Source organism: Paraburkholderia sp., assembly GCF_050742655.1.
Lineage (GTDB): Bacteria > Pseudomonadota > Gammaproteobacteria > Burkholderiales > Burkholderiaceae > Paraburkholderia.
Map to the genome: position 1 here is coordinate 175,723 of NZ_JBOIGG010000004.1, position 16,780 is coordinate 192,502.

A 16,780-nucleotide genomic window follows, 5' to 3' on the forward strand; every position below is an offset into this window, starting at 1 on the left:
TTCGCCGCACGCTGTCCGCTCCCCGTAGTTCAATGGATAGAACAAGTGCCTCCTAAGCGCTAGATACAGGTTCGATTCCTGTCGGGGGGACCAGTCAGGCAAGGCTTCGCGTGCCCGCTGTGATGCACGTGTGACAAACGCCCCGTCTTCCTCGTCGTCCTCTATCGAATCTGCGTGACGTCATGCGGCATCGGCGTGCGGCGTCGTCCGCGGTGGAAGCGCCGCCGGCCCTACACTGAAGCAATATTGCGTCGTGCTACGATCGACCGCATCGGGTTCGTCAACCCATGCAACAGCATCGAGCCGGGCCATGCCGATCAACTATCTCCGCGGATTCACCGCTCCGGAACGCACGGATGCGCTCAATCGTCGCCTGGGGCGCTCGCTCGCGTTCGTTGCCGGCGCCGCGAATGCCGGCGGATTTCTCGCGGTCGGTCAATATACGTCGCACATGTCGGGCATCGTGTCGTCGCTCGCCGACAATCTTGCGCTCGGTGAAATGGATCTGGTGATTGCTGGATTGAGTTCGCTTCTGTCGTTCGTGATCGGCGCGGCGGCGTCAGCGATGCTGATCAACTGGGGGCGTCGGCGGCGCCTGCGCAGTCTATATGCGATGCCGCTCGTCATCGAGGCTTGCCTGCTGCTGTGCTTCGGCCTGCTGGGCTCGAATCTCGCGCAGCATCACGTGCTGTTCGTGCCGGCCACGGTTTGCCTGTTGTGTTTCGTGATGGGATTACAGAACGCGATGATCACCAAGATCTCCAAGGCCGAAATCCGCACGACTCACATGACCGGACTTGTCACGGACATCGGCATCGAGCTCGGCAAGCTGTTCTACTGGAATCAGGGCGCGGCGCTCGAAGGTGTCGTACGCGCCGACCGCCCCAAGCTGTTGCTGCTCGGCTCGCTGCTGCTGTCTTTCCTGTGCGGCGGTCTCGTCGGCGCGCTCGGATTCAAGCATCTCGGATTCGTCTCGACACTCCCGCTCGCGGTGATGCTGATCACGCTCGCCGCGGTACCGCTCGTCGACGACATGCGCGCGCAACGCCGCTGAACGATTCTGCTGCGCCAGCACGAACCGTATGACGTTTCTCCTGTGTGACCACAGGAAAGATGTCACGGGTCGTCGGATGTAACCAATTGAATCCACTCGTAAAAATCGTAAAATCAATGTCAACGATCGACAAATGACATCGCGTTATCCCAAATGGCTACCTACTATGTTTCCGTCAGGGTGTCGTTCGGTACCCGCGAGAATGGAGGTTGCCATGACCAAGTGGATTCGCCGGTTGATGCTTAAGCATGCTCCCACGCCCGAGAAGGCCGCGACGTCGATGCTGATCGACGCGCGTATGCAGTTGTTCACCGCCGAGCAGCGCGTGATCGACGCCAATATCCAGCTCGAATACTGGCGTGCACGCGTCGTGTTCCTCGAGGACGTGCAGATACGCGGCGTCCAGTCCTACGCGAGTGTGCCCCTGAACGTGCCCGCGAAAGCGGCGACGGAAGCAGGGCCTGCACGCGCAAACGGCCCGCGTCTGGCGACGGGAATGTAAGTCGCGTAGAGGGAGCGTGGAGCATCGCCGTTCGATGCCTGCTCGCAGCGTGTTTGCGAATCGCTTCCTCATGACTGCCGAAGACGACCGCAGCGCTCGTTCGCGATGCGGTCGTCTTCGATGCATACCGCGAAGCGCGGCGTGGAGATCTGCGCGTCACACGTCGCGAGTAGCGTCGCCTGTGACTGCCGGCCCCATCGCTTGATGCGCCAACCGCGAGCCGCATCGCCTCGCGCGGCCACGCTTCGCACGGCGCCGCTGTCACGCCACGCGCCGCACCCTCGGTGTATCCTGTCCTCCGCGGCTTCCCGCACCACGCAGTAACCCAACAAGCAACCAGCAACGACGCGCATTGGCACGTAACCCATCGCGCATGCCCGCTGCATCGCACGCGATGCGCAAGCCGCTTCCCTACAGGAGATGCAAATGGTCAACAACAAGTGGTTGGTCGGTGCGCTGTGCTCCGGTCTGCTCGCCATCTCGAGCGTTGCGCATGCGGAGGGCGTGTTCTTCGTCACGCCGAAAGATGGCGCGACCGTGAGCAATCCGGTGCACGTGCAGTTCGGCGTCGATGGCATGAAGGTCATGCCGGCCGGAACGATGACGGAAGGCACTGGCCATCATCATCTGCTGATCGACGGCGACCCGTTGCCGCAAGGCCAGGTCATTCCCGCCACGGATAAATCGCTGCACTTCGGCAAAGGCCAGACAGAGACCGACATCACGTTGCCGCCCGGCGATCACACGCTGACGCTGCAGTTCGGCGACGGCGCGCACCGTTCGTATGGTCCCGAGATGAGCCAGACCATCACGGTGCATGTGAAGTAACGCATCGCTGACAAAGCGCGCCGCCACCCGGGCGGCGCTATCATCGACGGCCACGCGGGTACCCACGCACCCGAGCTCACCCGCGTAAAAGCGCCTCTGCCGTCCGGCCAGCCGGGCGCCGCGTCGCGCGCCCGGTACAATAAGCAATTCCGATTCACGCAGGCCTTCCCTCCGGTTTCCCCCATGTCGCTTTACACCATTACCGGCGCGCAACTCGCGTTCGGTCACGTCGCGCTGCTCGATCACGCGGATTTCTCGCTCGAAGCGGGCGAACGCGTCGGCCTGATCGGCCGCAACGGCGCGGGCAAGTCGTCATTGCTCAAGATCGTCGCCGATCTGACGAAGCCCGATGACGGTCTCGTCACGCGGCAGCAGCATCTGTCCACCGTCTATGTGCCGCAGGAGCCGGAGTTCGATACCGACGAGTCGGTGTTCGACGCGGTCGCCGCCGGGCTCAGCGACGCACGCGCGTTGCTCGACGAATACGACGACGTCGTGCACAAGCTCGCCGATACGCCCGAAGGCGCGGCGCACGACGCGTTGCTGTCGCAAATGAATTCGCTGCAGTCGTCGCTCGATTCGACCGACGCGTGGAACTGGTGCAACCGCGTGGAGACTACGCTCGCGCAGATCGGTCTCGACGGCGACGCGCGCGTCGGCGCGCTGTCGGGCGGCATGCAAAAGCGCGTCGCGCTCGCGCGTGCGCTGGTCGTCCAGCCCGACGTGCTGCTGCTCGACGAACCGACGAACCACCTGGATTTCGACGGCATCCGCTGGCTCGAAGATCTGCTGATCTCGCAACGCTCGGGGCTGCTGTTCATCACCCACGATCGTGCGTTTCTCGATCGCGTCGCGACGCGCATCGTCGACCTCGATCGCGGCCGGCTCCTGTCGTACCCGGGCAATTTCTCCGCATACCAGACACGCAAGGCGCAGCAGCTCGAAGTGGAGCGCGTCGAAAACGCGAAGTTCGACAAGCTGCTCGCACAGGAAGAAGTGTGGATCCGCAAGGGCGTCGAGGCGCGGCGCACGCGCAGCGTCGGGCGGATCGAGCGGCTCGTGAAGATGCGCAACGAGCGCGAGGAGCGCCGCAACGTGCAGGGCAACGTAAGGCTCGACGTCGGCCAGGGCGAGAGGTCCGGCAAGATCGTCGCCGAGCTGACCGACGTGACGAAGCGCTACGGCGCGCGCACGGTGGTCGACACGTTCTCGGCGACGGTGATGCGCGGCGACAAGATCGGCTTCGTCGGCCCGAACGGCGCCGGCAAGACGACGCTGCTCAAGCTGATTCTCGGCGCACTCGCGCCCGACGAAGGCAAGGTGCGCGTCGGTACGAACCTGCAGGTCGCGTATTTCGACCAGATGCGCGCGCAGCTCGATCTGGACAAGAGCCTCGCCGACACGATCAGCCCGGGCAGCGAATGGGTCGAGGTGAACGGCACGCGCAAACACGTGATGAGCTATCTCGGCGACTTTCTGTTCGCGCCCGAGCGTGCCCGCTCTCCGGTGAAGTCGCTGTCGGGTGGCGAGCGCAACCGGCTGCTGCTGGCGCGCCTGTTCGCGCGTCCCGCGAACGTGCTGGTGCTCGACGAACCCACGAACGATCTCGACATCCCGACGCTCGAACTGCTCGAGGAACTGCTCGCCGATTACGATGGCACGGTGCTGCTCGTGAGCCACGACCGCGCGTTTCTCGACAACGTGGTGACGTCGGTGATCGCGTCGGAGGGCGAGGGGAAGTGGCGCGAGTACGTTGGCGGGTTTTCCGACTGGCAGGTACAGCGGAGCCGCTCTGAGCAGCTCGCACGGGATGCGCTGAAAGAACCGGCGAAGGAAGCCGCCCGGGAATCCGCGCAGAAAGACGGCGCTGGCCGCAACGCGCAGCGCACCGCGAAGCTGTCGTTCAAGGAGCAGCGCGAGCTGGAGGCGCTGCCCGCGCAGATCGCCGCGCTCGAAGCCGAGCAGAAAACCGTCGGCGCGCAGCTCGAGGACGGCACGATTTTCGCGAAGGACGCGGAGGAGGGCAAGCGGCTCACCGAACGCCACGCGACGATCGACGACGAACTGCTCGTGGCGCTCGAACGGTGGGACGAACTGGAGAGCAGGCGCAAGTGACGCAGGCGCTGCAAGCAAACCGCCCGCGCAAATTGCCGGGCGCATCGAAATCAGTAAAATACCCCGCGAACCAGCAGGCTGCCCGTTAAGCGGGCACCCTCAGTCACCGCGTTGTTTCGTTTCGCTTTTTTTGAAAGCTCAACGCATTGTCCACGCAGATGTCCACAGGATCTGTGGACAGTAAATGGACGGAACCCAGCAAGCCATGTCTACCAGAAAGCCAAACGCTACCTACAGCGAAGCGTCGATCAAGGTGCTGAAGGGCCTCGAGCCGGTCAAGCAACGGCCCGGCATGTACACGCGCACCGAGAATCCGCTGCACATCATCCAGGAAGCCATCGACAACGCGTCGGACGAAGCGCTCGGTGGCTACGGCCGCCAGATCACGGTCACGCTGCATACGGACCACTCGGTATCGGTCGAGGACGACGGCCGCGGCATTCCATTCGGCCTGCATCCCGACGAAGGCGTGCCGGTCGTCGAGATCGTGTTCACGCGCCTGCACGCGGGCGGCAAGTTCGACAAGGCAGCGGGCGGCGCGTACACGTTCTCGGGTGGTCTGCACGGCGTCGGCGTGTCGGTGACGAATGCGCTGTCCACGCGCCTCGATGTAACCGTGTGGCGCGACGGCAAGGTCGCCGAGCTGGGTTTCTCGAACGGCGACGTCGTGCGTCCGCTCGAAGTGCGCAACATCGGCAAGGCCGACAAGAAGTCGGGCACGCGCGTCACCGCATGGGCGAACCCAAAATACTTCGATTCGCCGAATCTGCCGACGGGCGAACTGCAGCGCTTGCTGCGCTCGAAGGCGGTGCTGCTGCCGGGCGTCGAGGTGACGCTCGTCACAGAGAAGACCGGCGAGCGGCAAACCTGGAAATACGACGACGGCCTGCGCGGTTATCTGCTCGAAGGGATGGACGGCAGCGAGCTGCTGATCCCGGTGTTCGAGGGCGAGCGCTATGCGGAAAACTCGCGCTCGAACGAAGAGACGTTCGCCGAAGGCGAGGGCGCCGCATGGGTGGTCGCGTGGAGCGAGGAAGGGCCGCTCACACGCGAATCGTATGTGAACCTGATCCCGACGCCGGCCGGCGGCACGCACGAATCCGGGCTGCGCGACGGCCTCTACCAGGCGGTCAAGAGCTTCGTCGAATTGCACAACCTGCAGCCGAAGGGCGTGAAGCTGCTCGCCGAGGACGTGTTCGCGCGCGTGTCGTTCGTGCTGTCGGCGAAGGTGCTCGACCCGCAATTCCAAGGTCAGATCAAGGAGCGCCTGAACAGTCGCGACGCGGTGAAGCTGGTGTCGTCGTTCACGCGGCCGGGGCTCGAACTGTGGCTCAACCAGCACGTCGAGCACGGCAAGAAGCTCGCCGATCTCGTGATCAAGCAGGCGCAGGCGCGCACGCGCGCGGGACAGAAGGTCGAGAAGCGCAAGAGTTCGGGTATCGCGGTGCTGCCAGGCAAACTGGTCGACTGCGAGACCACCGATATCGCGCGCAACGAGTTGTTCCTCGTCGAAGGCGATTCCGCGGGCGGCTCCGCGAAGATGGGTCGCGACAAGGAATACCAGGCCATCCTGCCGCTGCGCGGCAAGGTGCTGAACACGTGGGAAACCGAGCGCGACCGGCTGTTCGCGAACAACGAGGTGCACGACATCTCGGTCGCGATCGGCGTCGATCCGCACAACCCGGACGATTCCATCGATCTGTCGAATTTGCGTTACGGCAAGATCTGCATTCTGTCGGACGCGGATGTCGACGGCTCGCACATCCAGGTGCTGCTGCTCACGCTGTTCTTCAAGCATTTCCCGCTGCTGATCGAGCGCGGTCACGTGCACGTCGCGCGGCCGCCGCTGTTTCGCGTCGATGCGCCCGCGCGCGGCAAGAAGCCGGCACAGAAGCTCTACGCGCTCGACGAAGGCGAACTCGAGGCGATTCTCGACAAGCTGCGCAAGGACGGCGTGCGCGAATCGCAATGGACCATCAGCCGCTTCAAGGGGCTCGGAGAAATGAGCGCCGAGCAACTGTGGGACACGACGATGAACCCGGACACACGCCGGCTGTCGCCGGTTGCGCTCGGCGATCTCGACTTCGATGCGACCGTCGCACGGATGACGATGCTGATGGGCAAGGGCGAAGCCGCGGCGCGCCGCACGTGGCTCGAAGAAAACGGCAACGAAGTCGAAGCGGATATCTGAGCGGCCGCGCGCTGCGTGGCGTATCGATACGCCGCGGCCCGCGCCCACTCGCAGCTAATACGGATACGGAATCCAGATGGAAGACAACACTCCCGATCTCTTCACCGAGCCGGCGCCGCCCGAGGGCGACTTCCTGACGCTCGGCAACTACGCGGAGCGCGCGTATCTCGACTATGCGGTGAGCGTGGTCAAGGGCCGCGCGCTGCCTGACGTCTGCGACGGCCAGAAGCCCGTGCAGCGCCGCATCCTGTTCGCGATGAACGAGATGGGTCTGGCCGACAACGCGAAGCCGGTGAAGTCCGCGCGCGTCGTCGGCGACGTGCTCGGCAAGTATCACCCGCACGGCGACCAGTCTGCGTACGACGCGCTCGTGCGGCTCGCGCAGGATTTTTCGATGCGCTATCCGCTGATCGACGGCCAGGGCAATTTCGGCTCGCGCGACGGCGACGGCGCGGCGGCGATGCGCTACACCGAAGCGCGCCTCACGCCGATCGCGAAGCTGCTGCTCGACGAAATCGATCAGGGCACCGTCGATTTCATGCTGAACTACGACGGCTCGTTCCAGGAACCGAAGCTGCTGCCCGCGCGGTTGCCGTTCGTGTTGCTGAACGGCGCATCGGGCATCGCGGTCGGTCTCGCCACCGAAATCCCGTCGCACAACCTGCGCGAAGTCGCGACGGCGGCGGTCGCGATGATCCGCAATCCGTCGATCGGGCACGCCGAACTGATGCAACTGGTGCCGGGCCCGGACTTCCCCGGCGGCGGCCAGATCATCTCGAGCGAAGCCGAGATTGCAGCCGCGTACGAGACCGGCCGCGGCAGCCTGAAGGTACGGGCGCGCTGGAAGATCGAAGAACTCGCGCGCGGCCAGTGGCAGGTCGTGTTCAACGAGTTGCCGCCGGGCACGTCGTCCCAGAAGGTGCTCGAGGAAATCGAGGAGCAGACCAATCCGAAGTTGAAGCTCGGCAAGAAGACGCTCACCCCCGAGCAGTTGCAGACGAAGCAGACGCTGCTCGGACTGCTCGACGCCGTGCGCGACGAATCGGGCAAGGACGCGCCGGTGCGCATCGTGTTCGAGCCGAAGACGAGCCGCGTCGACCAGACCGAATTCGTCAACACGCTGCTCGCGCATACGAGTCTCGAATCGAACGCGTCGCTGAACCTGGTGATGGTCGGCGCGGACGGCCGGCCGCGGCAGAAGGGCCTGCGCGAGATCATGCAGGAGTGGATCGGCTTCCGCTTCGTGACCGTCACGCGGCGCACGCAGCATCGGCTGACGAAGGTCGACGACCGGATTCACATCCTCGAAGGCCGGATGATCGTCTTCCTCAATATCGACGAGGTGATCCGCATCATCCGCGAATCGGACGAACCGAAGGCTGCGCTGATTGCCGCGTTCGGCCTGTCCGACCGGCAGGCCGAGGACATTCTTGAAATCCGGCTGCGTCAGTTGGCGCGTCTCGAGAAGATCAAGATCGAGAAGGAACTGACCGAGCTGCGCGATGAAAAGGCGAAGCTCGAGGAACTGCTCGGCAGCGACACGGCGATGAAGCGGCTGATCATCAAGGAAATCGACGCCGACGCGAAGCAGTATGGCGACGAGCGGCGCACGCTGATCCAGCAGGAAAAGCGTGCGGTATTCGAAGTGCGCGTCGTCGACGAGCCGGTCACCGTGGTCGTGTCGCAGCGCGGCTGGGTACGCGCGCTGAAGGGCCACGGGCTCGACGCGGCGAGTTTCATGTTCAAGGCCGGCGACGGTCTATACGCGGCGTTCCAGTGCCGCACGCCCGACACGCTGGTCGCGTGGGGCAGCAAGGGGCGCGTCTATTCGGTCGCGGTCGCGTTGCTACCGGGCGGTCGTGGCGACGGTGTGCCGGTGACGTCGCTGATCGAACTCGAGTCGGGCACGCATCTGATGCATTACTACGCGGCGTCGGCGGAGCAGCAGTTGTTGCTTGCGTCGAGCAACGGCTTTGGGTTTATCGCGAAGGTCGGCGACATGGTGAGTCGTGTGAAGGCGGGCAAGTCGTTCATGACGATCGACGCGGGCGCCACGCCGCTCGTGCCGATGCCGATGCTGCCGGACGCGACGCGGGTCGCGTGTCTGTCGAGTGGCGGCCGTCTGCTGGTGTTCGGTCTCGATGAGATGAAGACGTTGTCGGGTGGTGGGCGCGGCGTGATATTGATGGCGCTTGATGAGAACGAAACGCTGGTGCAGGCGTTGGCGATCGGCAAAGCCGGTGTTGTGTTGTCGGGTACCGGGCGTGGTGGGAAGCTTTATGAAGAGGTTTTTGCTGGGGCGGCGTTGACGCCGCATGTTGGGAAGAGGGCGCGGAAGGGGCGCTTGCCGGATAGTAAGCTGAAGCAATTGAGCTTGCGGCCAGTGGCGACCGAGTAGCGCTTTTTTTTGGGGTTTCTGCCTGGGCCGGCGGGTGCGATTTGGCGCCTCGTGGCGCGGGCGTTGGCCTTTGCTGTTTGCCCTCGCAGGCGGCTGTGATTTGGCGCCTCGCGGTGCGAGCGTTGCCCCTGTGCGGGGCGGCACTTACTCTTCTTTGCCGCGGCAAAGAAGAGTAAGCAGAAGAAAGCCGCCGAGATGTTACCAGGTCCTTTCCGTGTGAGGCCGGGAATGGCCCTCGCCTAAGTGTCCGCCTCATCCACACTGGGTAGTGGTCCGAGACGAGACCGTCTCCCGTGCCCCAAACCGGAGTGACAAAGCGCCCGCCCACCCCGCGGCGCACCGGTGTGCGCGCGGCAGGGTTTGCGTGGGAAACCCACAGGGAAGAGTGAGGACGCAGCGCAGAACAGCGACCGCGTTAAGCCGAAGCATTGACCGAGGGGCTATGCCCATCGGCGGCGAAGCCCGCCGGAACGGATGACTGCTGTGTCACTGACGTGTGTGATGCGAGGGCAGGTCTCGTCTCGGACCACTGCCCAGCGTGAACGAGGTGCCCACTTAGGCGAGGGCCATTCCCGGTATCACGCGGAAAGGACCTGGTAACATCTCGGCGGCTTTCTTCTGCTTACTCTTCTTTGCCGCGGCAAAGAAGAGTAAGTGCCGCCCCGCACAGGGGCAACGCCCACGCCGCGAGGCGCGAAATCGTAGCCGCCTGCCAGGGCAAACAGCAAGGGGCAACGCCTAGGCCGCGAGGCACGAATAAGCACCCGCCCGCAAGGGCAAACGGCAAAAGGCAACGCCTGCGCCGCGAGGCGCCAATAAGCACCCGCCTGCACAGGCAAAAAGAAATACCCAGCAAGAAATGAACTGGACAAGCGAGCCGCGGTCGAAAGCGCTCAATAGCGGTACGCATCCAACCCATGACAACCCACTAGCGCAGCGGCGCGCCCCCCACGATAAGAAAGGAAAACAACAAATGCCCATAGCGATCGAAATCGCACTCTTTCTACATCTGCTCGGCGTAGCCGTATGGATCGGCGGCATGGTCTTCGCGCACTTCTGCCTGCGCCCCGCGCTCGCGGACCTCTCGCCGCAATTGCGGCTACCGCTCTGGGAATCGGTGTTCGGGCGTTTCTTCAACTGGGTCGCGGCATCGGTGCTCGTCATCCTGCTGTCGGGCGGCTTCCTGCTGATGCAGTTCGGCGGCAGTCACGCCTCGTGGCAACTGCACGCGATGGCCGGCCTCGGCATCGTGATGATGCTGATCTTCGGACACATCCGCTTCGCCGTATTCCCCCGCATCCGCCGCGCCGTGCAGGCGCAGAACTGGCCCGACGGCGCTCGCGCGGTCGGTACCGTGCGGCGGCTCGTCGTCGTGAACCTCGTGCTCGGCGTCGTCACGATCGGCGTCGCGGTGCTGTCGCGCGGTCTCTGATCTTCCTGTCCGGTTCTGTCCTGTTCCACCGGGGCGCGGCGCCGCTGCGCTCACCACTCTACTGACGCACAGCGCCCAACCTTTCCGCCAGCGAATAGCGCTGCATGCAGCGCTCCATGCTGTCGAGAAACGCGTGGTCGGCGGCGCTCATCTTGCGGTCGCGATGCCACAGCAGATGCACGTCCACGTCCGCGAGTCCGTCGTCGGGCGGCAGGCGCCATAGCCGCTGCTGCGCGACGTCGTCGCGCACGATGTGCTCCGGCAGGCAGCCCACTCCATAGCCTGCGAAGATCAATCGGCGCACTTCATCGAGGCTCGCCGACGACGCGACGATCCTTCCAGTAAAGCCCTTCTGATCGCGAAACACGGTAAGCGGCGACAGGCTGTCGCCGATCTGGTCGCTCGTGAACGACACGAAGTTTTCCGCGAGCAGGTCCTGCATCGTCAGTTGCGACTGGCCGAACAGCCGATGATGCCGGCCGCAAAAAATCGCGTAGCGCTGCCGCAGGAAGCAGCGCATCTCCAGCTTGTCGACCGGCATGCGGCACAGGCTCAGGCCCGCGGTCGCGGTTTTCTGCAGCAACGACGAAATGATGTCCGACGAACGCATGACCTCGATCTGCAGATCGATCCGCGGATACGCGCGATGAAACTCCGCGAGGAATTCGTCGTACACCGGCGAATCGATCCGGCTGATGCTGAGTAGTCGGATCGAGCCGGTGATGTCGTCGACACGGTCGTCGAGTTCGGTTTCGAGCCGCGAGATGTTGCCGTAGATGTCGCTCGCAATCCGGTACACCTCTTCGCCCGCCTGGGTCGGCGTGAAAGTTTGCCCACGCCGCTCGATCAGCTTGCGGCCGAGCGTGTCCTCGAGCCGCTTCAGCGCCTGGCTCACCGCCGGCTGCGTCACGTAGAGCCGCGCGGCGGCGCGGCTCACGCTGCGCTCCTGGATGATCACGAGATAAGTGCGCAGCAGATTCCAGTCGAGTCGGTCGTTCAGGAAGCGGGCGATGTCGGCGCGCATGGCGTCTCTCCGGGAGCGGCTACGAGGCGGGGCGGGTGGAAGGTCAGGTATTAGCCAGATTTATGCCGAGAATAATAACTGGAAATTTGACTAATATTTTCTGGCTGGCGATAAACGGTCCACACGGCGGCCGCCGGTCTACGATCGGACAGGCCCGACCGACGAGACCGCAACCATTTGAGCCCAACCCCATGAACCAGCCCGCCATCCCCGCCCGCCAGCCGGTGCGCGCCGCCATCGCGGCGTTCATCGGCACGATGATCGAGTGGTACGACTTCTACATCTACGCCACTGCCGCCGCGCTCGTGTTCGGCGAGCTGTACTTTCCGTCGCGCGATCCATTCGTCAGCACGATGGCGTCGTTCGCGACGTTCGCGGTGGGCTTCTTCGCGCGGCCGCTCGGCGGGCTGATCTTCGGCCATCTCGGCGATCGCATCGGCCGCAAGAAAGCGCTGATGACCACGCTGATGATGATGGGCGTCGCGACGGTCTGCGTCGGGCTGCTGCCGTCGTTCTCGAAGGTCGGCGTACTGGCCCCGGTGCTGCTCGTGCTGCTGCGGGTGGTGCAGGGCATCGCGGTCGGCGGCGAGTGGGGCGGCGCGGTGCTGATGGCCGGCGAGCATGCGCCGCAGGGTCGCCGTACGTTCTTCGCGTCGTTCGCGCAGCTCGGCAGTCCGGCGGGGCTGATCCTGTCGCTCATCGCGTTCCGCGCGGTGACGTCGCTCGACAAGGCCGACTTGCTGTCGTGGGGCTGGCGTCTGCCGTTTCTCGCGAGCGCGGTGCTGCTCGTCGTGGGCATCCTGATCCGGCTCGGCGTGAACGAGTCGCCGGAATTCCAGCGCGTGAAGGACACGAGCAAGACGCTGAAGCTGCCCATCGCGGAAGTGTTTCGCTCGGCGTGGGGGCTCGTGCTGCTCTGCATCGGCGCGAACACGATCGGCATCGCGGGCGTCTACTTCACCAACACGTTCATGATCGCGTACACGACGCAGTACGTCGGCATCGCGCGCTCGATGATTCTCGACTGCCTGTTCGCCGTCGCGATCATCCAGTTCTGCGTGCAGCCGCTGGCTGCGTGGGTCGCCGAGCGCATCGGCGGCGCGCGTTTCCTGAAGCTTGCGGCGCTCGCCGCGATGCTGTCGCCGTATCCGATGTTCGTGCTCGTGCAGCGCGCCAGCGTCGTGCCGATGGTGATCGGCATCGCGATCGCTGTTGTCTGCATGGCGAGCTTCTATTCGGTGATCGCGGGTTTCGTCAGCGGTGTGTTCGACACACGCGTGCGCTACTCGGCGATCTCGCTGTCATACCAGGTGTGCGGCGCGATCGCCGGCGGTCTGACACCGCTCGCCGGTACGTGGCTCGCGCATCGCTATACCGGCCAATGGTGGCCGCTCGCGGTTTTCTATACGTGCCTCGCGGGCATCTCGCTGCTGTGCATCGTCGCGCTCGACGCGCGCCGTGCACGCCGTGCGGATGCCACCGATGCCACCGATTCACGCGATGCGCTCGGCGCGAACTGAACGCTTCGATCAACGGAGGAAGACGATGAAGGACCTGTTGCACATCGATGGCCCGAGGCTGTGGGCGAGTCTGATGGAAATGGCGAAAATCGGCGCGACGCCGCGTGGCGGTGTGCGTCGCCTCGCGCTCACCGATGAAGACCGGCTCGGACGCGAGCGTTTCGCGCAGTGGTGCCGTGACGCGGGCATGCGGGTGAGCGTCGACGAAGTCGGCAACCTGTTCGCGACGCGCGCCGGCACCGATCCGCACGCGGCGCCGGTGCTGATCGGTAGCCATCTCGACACACAGCCCGAAGGCGGACGCTTCGACGGCGTCTACGGCGTGCTCGCCGCGCTCGAAGTCGTGCGCACGCTGAACGACGCGGGGCTCGCGACCGACAAACCGATCGAGATCGTGTCGTGGACCAACGAGGAGGGCGCGCGCTTCACGCCCGCGATGCTCGGCTCGGCGGTGTTCACCGGAGCGATGCAGGTGGACACAGCACTCGACACGTGCGACGCGCAGGGTGTGACGCTCGCCGATGCATTGCGCTCGATCGGCATCGAGCACGCATCGACTACGCCCACACTGCGCCTGGCACAGCACCAGCCGGTCGACTCATACTTCGAAGCACACATCGAACAAGGCCCCGTGCTCGAAGCGAACGATACGACGATCGGCATCGTAACCGGCGGCCAGTCGATCCGCTGGCTCGACGTCGAGGTGACTGGCACGGCCGCGCATGCGGGTACGACGCCGATGCCGTATCGCCGCGACACGTTGTTCGCGTGCGCGCAGATGGCGAGCGAACTCGAACGGATCGTCGCGCGCTACGCGCCGCGCGGACTCGCGACGATCGGCCAGGTCGATATCCCGAACGCGTCGCGCAACACGATCGCGGGCCGGCTCGCGTTCACCGTCGATCTGCGTCATCCCGACGACGCGCAGGTCGACGCGATGGAACGCGATCTGCGCGATGCGTTCACGCGGATCGCCCAGGCGCGCGGCGTGCAGGTCGACGTCTCGACGCATTGGGTAAGCCCCGCGACGCCATTCGACGAACCTTGCGTCGCACTCGTCGCCGATGCAGCGGCCGGGCTCGGCTATTCGCACGAACGCATCGTCAGCGGCGCGGGGCACGACGCGATCCATCTCGCGCGCTATTGCCCGACCGCGATGGTGTTTATCCCGTGCGTCGGCGGGTTGTCGCACAATGAAGCCGAAGACGCGCTGCCCGACGACGTCACGCGCGGCGCCGACGTGTTGTTGAACGCGGTGCTTGCACGCGCGGGCATCGTGCAGACCGTCGCGGCCTGAACGGCGCACCGCATGCACCACCTCTGAAGAAACCGGATCCGCCATGCTGACCTTCTTCCATCCCGACCAGTTGCTCCATCATCCGCGCTCGTATCTGTCGCGTGGGCAGATGCGGACGCCGCAGGAAGTGCCCGAGCGCGCGGAACGCCTCGTCGCGGCCGCGCATGCGCTCGGCTTCGACGTGCGCGAACCCGCCAACGCGGGCACGGCACCGATCGCCGCGGTGCACGACATGAACTACCTGCGCTTTCTCGAGGAAGCACACCGCGACTGGAAAAAGATTCCCGCCGACTGGGGCGACGAAGTGATGTCGAACGTGTATGTGCGCGAGGGCAATCCGCTACGCGGCGTGCTCGCGCAGGCCGCGCGCTATCTCGCCGACGGTAGCTGTCCAGTGGGCGAGCAGACGTGGCGCTCGGCATACTGGTCCGCGCAGTCAGCGCTCGCGGCTGCAGCCGCGGTGAGGGACGGCGCGCACGAAGCATGGGCGTTGTGCCGGCCGCCTGGTCATCACGCGCGCACCGATGCGGCGGGTGGTTTCTGCTATCTGAACAACGCGGCGATCGCTGCGCAGTCGCTGCGCGGGCGTCATGCGCGCGTCGCGATCCTCGACACCGACATGCATCACGGACAGGGCGTGCAGGAGATTTTCTACGGACGCGACGACGTGCTGTACGTGTCGATCCACGGCGATCCGATGAACTTCTATCCGGTCGTCGCGGGCTTCGAGGACGAGCGTGGTGAAGGTGCCGGCGACGGTTTCAACGTGAATCTGCCGATGCCGCACGGTTCACCGGAAGCGGCGTTCTTCGAGCGACTCGACGATGCGTTGCGCGTGCTCAAGCGCTTCGAGCCCGATGCGCTGGTGCTCGCGCTTGGCTTCGATATCTACAAGGACGATCCGCAGGCGCAGGTCGCGGTGACGACCGAGGGCTTCGGCCGGCTCGGCGCGGCGATCGGCGCGCTCGATCTGCCGTCGGTGATCGTGCAGGAGGGCGGCTATCACCTGCAGAGTCTCGAGGCGAACGCGCGCGCTTTTTTCGATGGGTTCGGACAGAGCAGAACCTGAGCCGGATAAGGACACGGCTCGCGCCGGTGTCGCGTTGCCTGTCGTTGTAAGATGCGGGCTCGATCGATTGCTCGCTCCGACACATGCAAGGTCCTCCGATCGCCTCATCAAGTCCAGCGCAGTCCGGTAACGTACTCGAGGTCCTGACGGTTTTTCTGAAACTGGGCCTCACGTCGTTTGGCGGCCCCATTGCACATCTCGGATATTTCCGGCGCGAATTCGTCGATCGGCGCCACTGGCTCGACGACGAGGGCTATACCGATCTCGTTGCGTTATGTCAGTTTCTGCCCGGCCCCGCGAGCAGTCAGGTGGGATTTGCCATCGGCCTGATGCGCGCAGGGTGGCTGGGCGGCCTCGCCGCATGGTGCGGTTTCACGTTGCCGTCGGTATTCCTGCTGATCGCGTTTGCCGCACTCGCACCGGATATCGGAAGCGGCGTCGGACAAGGTATCGTGCACGGTCTCAAGCTGGTGGCGGTGGCCGTCGTCGCGCAGGCCGTCTGGGACATGGCGAGGCGCATGTGCGCGGAGCGTCGTCGCGCGGCGATTGCATTGATCGCAATGGCATTGCTTGCCGTGCTGACGACGGTCTATGCGCAACTGCTGGTCATCGTGCTCGGTGCGCTGCTCGGTGTCGTGCTATGTAGAGATCCGCGGGCTGAGCCAGGTCGCGAGCCTCACCCGGCGCTCGCCGCGTGGTGCGTTTCCCGGGCAGCGGGCTGGGGTGCCATGACGCTGTTCTGCGTGCTCCTGTTCGGGCTGCCGGCGCTGCTTGCGCAGCACGACGTGCCCGGCGCTCGACTGTTCGACGCCTTCTATCGTTCCGGGGCGTTGGTGTTCGGCGGCGGTCACGTCGTGCTGCCGTTGCTGCAGGAGCGAACCGTCGCGACGGGGTGGATTGCGCCGGGCGATTTTCTGGCGGGCTACGGTGCCGCGCAGACCGTGCCGGGTCCGTTGTTCACCTTTGCGGCGTTTCTTGGCTGGACGATTTCGGGGGACACGCATCGATGGGCCGGCGCCGTGCTCGCGACCATCGGCATCTTTTTGCCGGGCCTGCTTCTTGTGATCGCGGCGTTGCCCCACTGGCAGTCGCTGCGTCGTCGCGCGGCCACGACCGCGATGCTCGGCGGGGTCAATGCGGCGGCGGTGGGTCTGCTGGCGACAGCGCTCTACACGCCGGTCTGGACGAGTGCAGTGCTTTCGAAGATCGACTTCGCGATCGCCGCGCTCGGCTTTCTGCTGTTGACACGCTGGAAGACACCGCCACTCGCGGTCGTCGTGGTCTGCGCGCTCGGCGGCGTCGCCGAATTCATGCTGCGGTGACCGTGGGGCGGCGGGCACTCCTGCTGTC

Annotated in this window: 12 protein-coding genes and 1 tRNA gene; 12 read left to right on the forward strand and 1 reads right to left on the reverse strand. The window is 64.9% G+C overall.

Annotated elements, in window-relative coordinates; translation table 11 throughout:
- The first annotated feature begins 18 nt into the window (after positions 1–18).
- The 8 genes from ACREXZ_RS08025 (at position 19) to ACREXZ_RS08060 (ending at position 10,520) form a co-directional block, all read left to right on the forward strand.
- Positions 19–93 (forward strand) — tRNA-Arg (locus ACREXZ_RS08025).
- A 217-nt stretch (positions 94–310) separates the two neighbouring features.
- On the forward strand, positions 311–1,054 hold the full coding sequence (locus ACREXZ_RS08030; protein ID WP_431763520.1) for a YoaK family protein: 744 nt from the start codon (positions 311–313) through the stop codon (positions 1,052–1,054).
- A gap of 214 nt (positions 1,055–1,268) precedes the next feature.
- Positions 1,269–1,556: a hypothetical protein gene (locus ACREXZ_RS08035; RefSeq protein ID WP_431763521.1), complete on the forward strand. Its 288-nt coding sequence runs from the start codon at positions 1,269–1,271 to the stop codon at positions 1,554–1,556.
- Positions 1,557–1,982: 426 nt separating this feature from the next.
- Entirely contained in the window at positions 1,983–2,384 is a 402-nt protein-coding gene (locus tag ACREXZ_RS08040) for a DUF4399 domain-containing protein (RefSeq protein ID WP_431763522.1), read from the forward strand.
- A gap of 183 nt (positions 2,385–2,567) precedes the next feature.
- Positions 2,568–4,499, forward strand: coding sequence for an ATP-binding cassette domain-containing protein (locus ACREXZ_RS08045; RefSeq protein ID WP_431763523.1), 1,932 nt, complete (start codon positions 2,568–2,570; stop codon positions 4,497–4,499).
- Positions 4,500–4,704: 205 nt separating this feature from the next.
- Positions 4,705–6,690 carry a DNA topoisomerase IV subunit B gene (locus ACREXZ_RS08050; protein ID WP_431763524.1) on the forward strand — a complete coding sequence of 662 codons (1,986 nt, stop codon included), beginning with the start codon at positions 4,705–4,707 and terminating at the stop codon, positions 6,688–6,690.
- 76 nt (positions 6,691–6,766) lie between these two features.
- Positions 6,767–9,088 (forward strand): DNA topoisomerase IV subunit A, encoded by a 2,322-nt coding sequence (parC, locus tag ACREXZ_RS08055; protein ID WP_431763525.1) that lies wholly within the window; start codon positions 6,767–6,769, stop codon positions 9,086–9,088.
- 973 nt (positions 9,089–10,061) lie between these two features.
- Positions 10,062–10,520: a CopD family protein gene (locus ACREXZ_RS08060; protein ID WP_431763526.1), complete on the forward strand. Its 459-nt coding sequence runs from the start codon at positions 10,062–10,064 to the stop codon at positions 10,518–10,520.
- A gap of 58 nt (positions 10,521–10,578) precedes the next feature.
- Here ACREXZ_RS08060 and ACREXZ_RS08065 read toward each other — a convergent pair whose 3' ends face one another.
- Complete coding sequence (locus ACREXZ_RS08065) at positions 10,579–11,544, reverse strand: LysR family transcriptional regulator (protein ID WP_431763527.1); 966 nt, start codon at positions 11,542–11,544, stop codon at positions 10,579–10,581.
- A 191-nt stretch (positions 11,545–11,735) separates the two neighbouring features.
- Between ACREXZ_RS08065 and ACREXZ_RS08070 the strand changes: the two genes are divergently transcribed.
- From ACREXZ_RS08070 to chrA, 4 genes are all read left to right on the forward strand, one after another.
- Positions 11,736–13,064: an MFS transporter gene (locus tag ACREXZ_RS08070; RefSeq protein ID WP_431763528.1), complete on the forward strand. Its 1,329-nt coding sequence runs from the start codon at positions 11,736–11,738 to the stop codon at positions 13,062–13,064.
- Between the two features lie 25 nt (positions 13,065–13,089).
- Positions 13,090–14,361 carry a Zn-dependent hydrolase gene (locus ACREXZ_RS08075; protein ID WP_431763529.1) on the forward strand — a complete coding sequence of 424 codons (1,272 nt, stop codon included), beginning with the start codon at positions 13,090–13,092 and terminating at the stop codon, positions 14,359–14,361.
- 43 nt (positions 14,362–14,404) lie between these two features.
- Positions 14,405–15,430 (forward strand): histone deacetylase family protein, encoded by a 1,026-nt coding sequence (locus ACREXZ_RS08080; RefSeq protein ID WP_431763530.1) that lies wholly within the window; start codon positions 14,405–14,407, stop codon positions 15,428–15,430.
- 83 nt (positions 15,431–15,513) lie between these two features.
- Positions 15,514–16,752 carry a chromate efflux transporter gene (gene chrA / locus ACREXZ_RS08085; RefSeq protein WP_431763531.1) on the forward strand — a complete coding sequence of 413 codons (1,239 nt, stop codon included), beginning with the start codon at positions 15,514–15,516 and terminating at the stop codon, positions 16,750–16,752.
- The last annotated feature ends 28 nt before the right edge of the window (positions 16,753–16,780 follow it).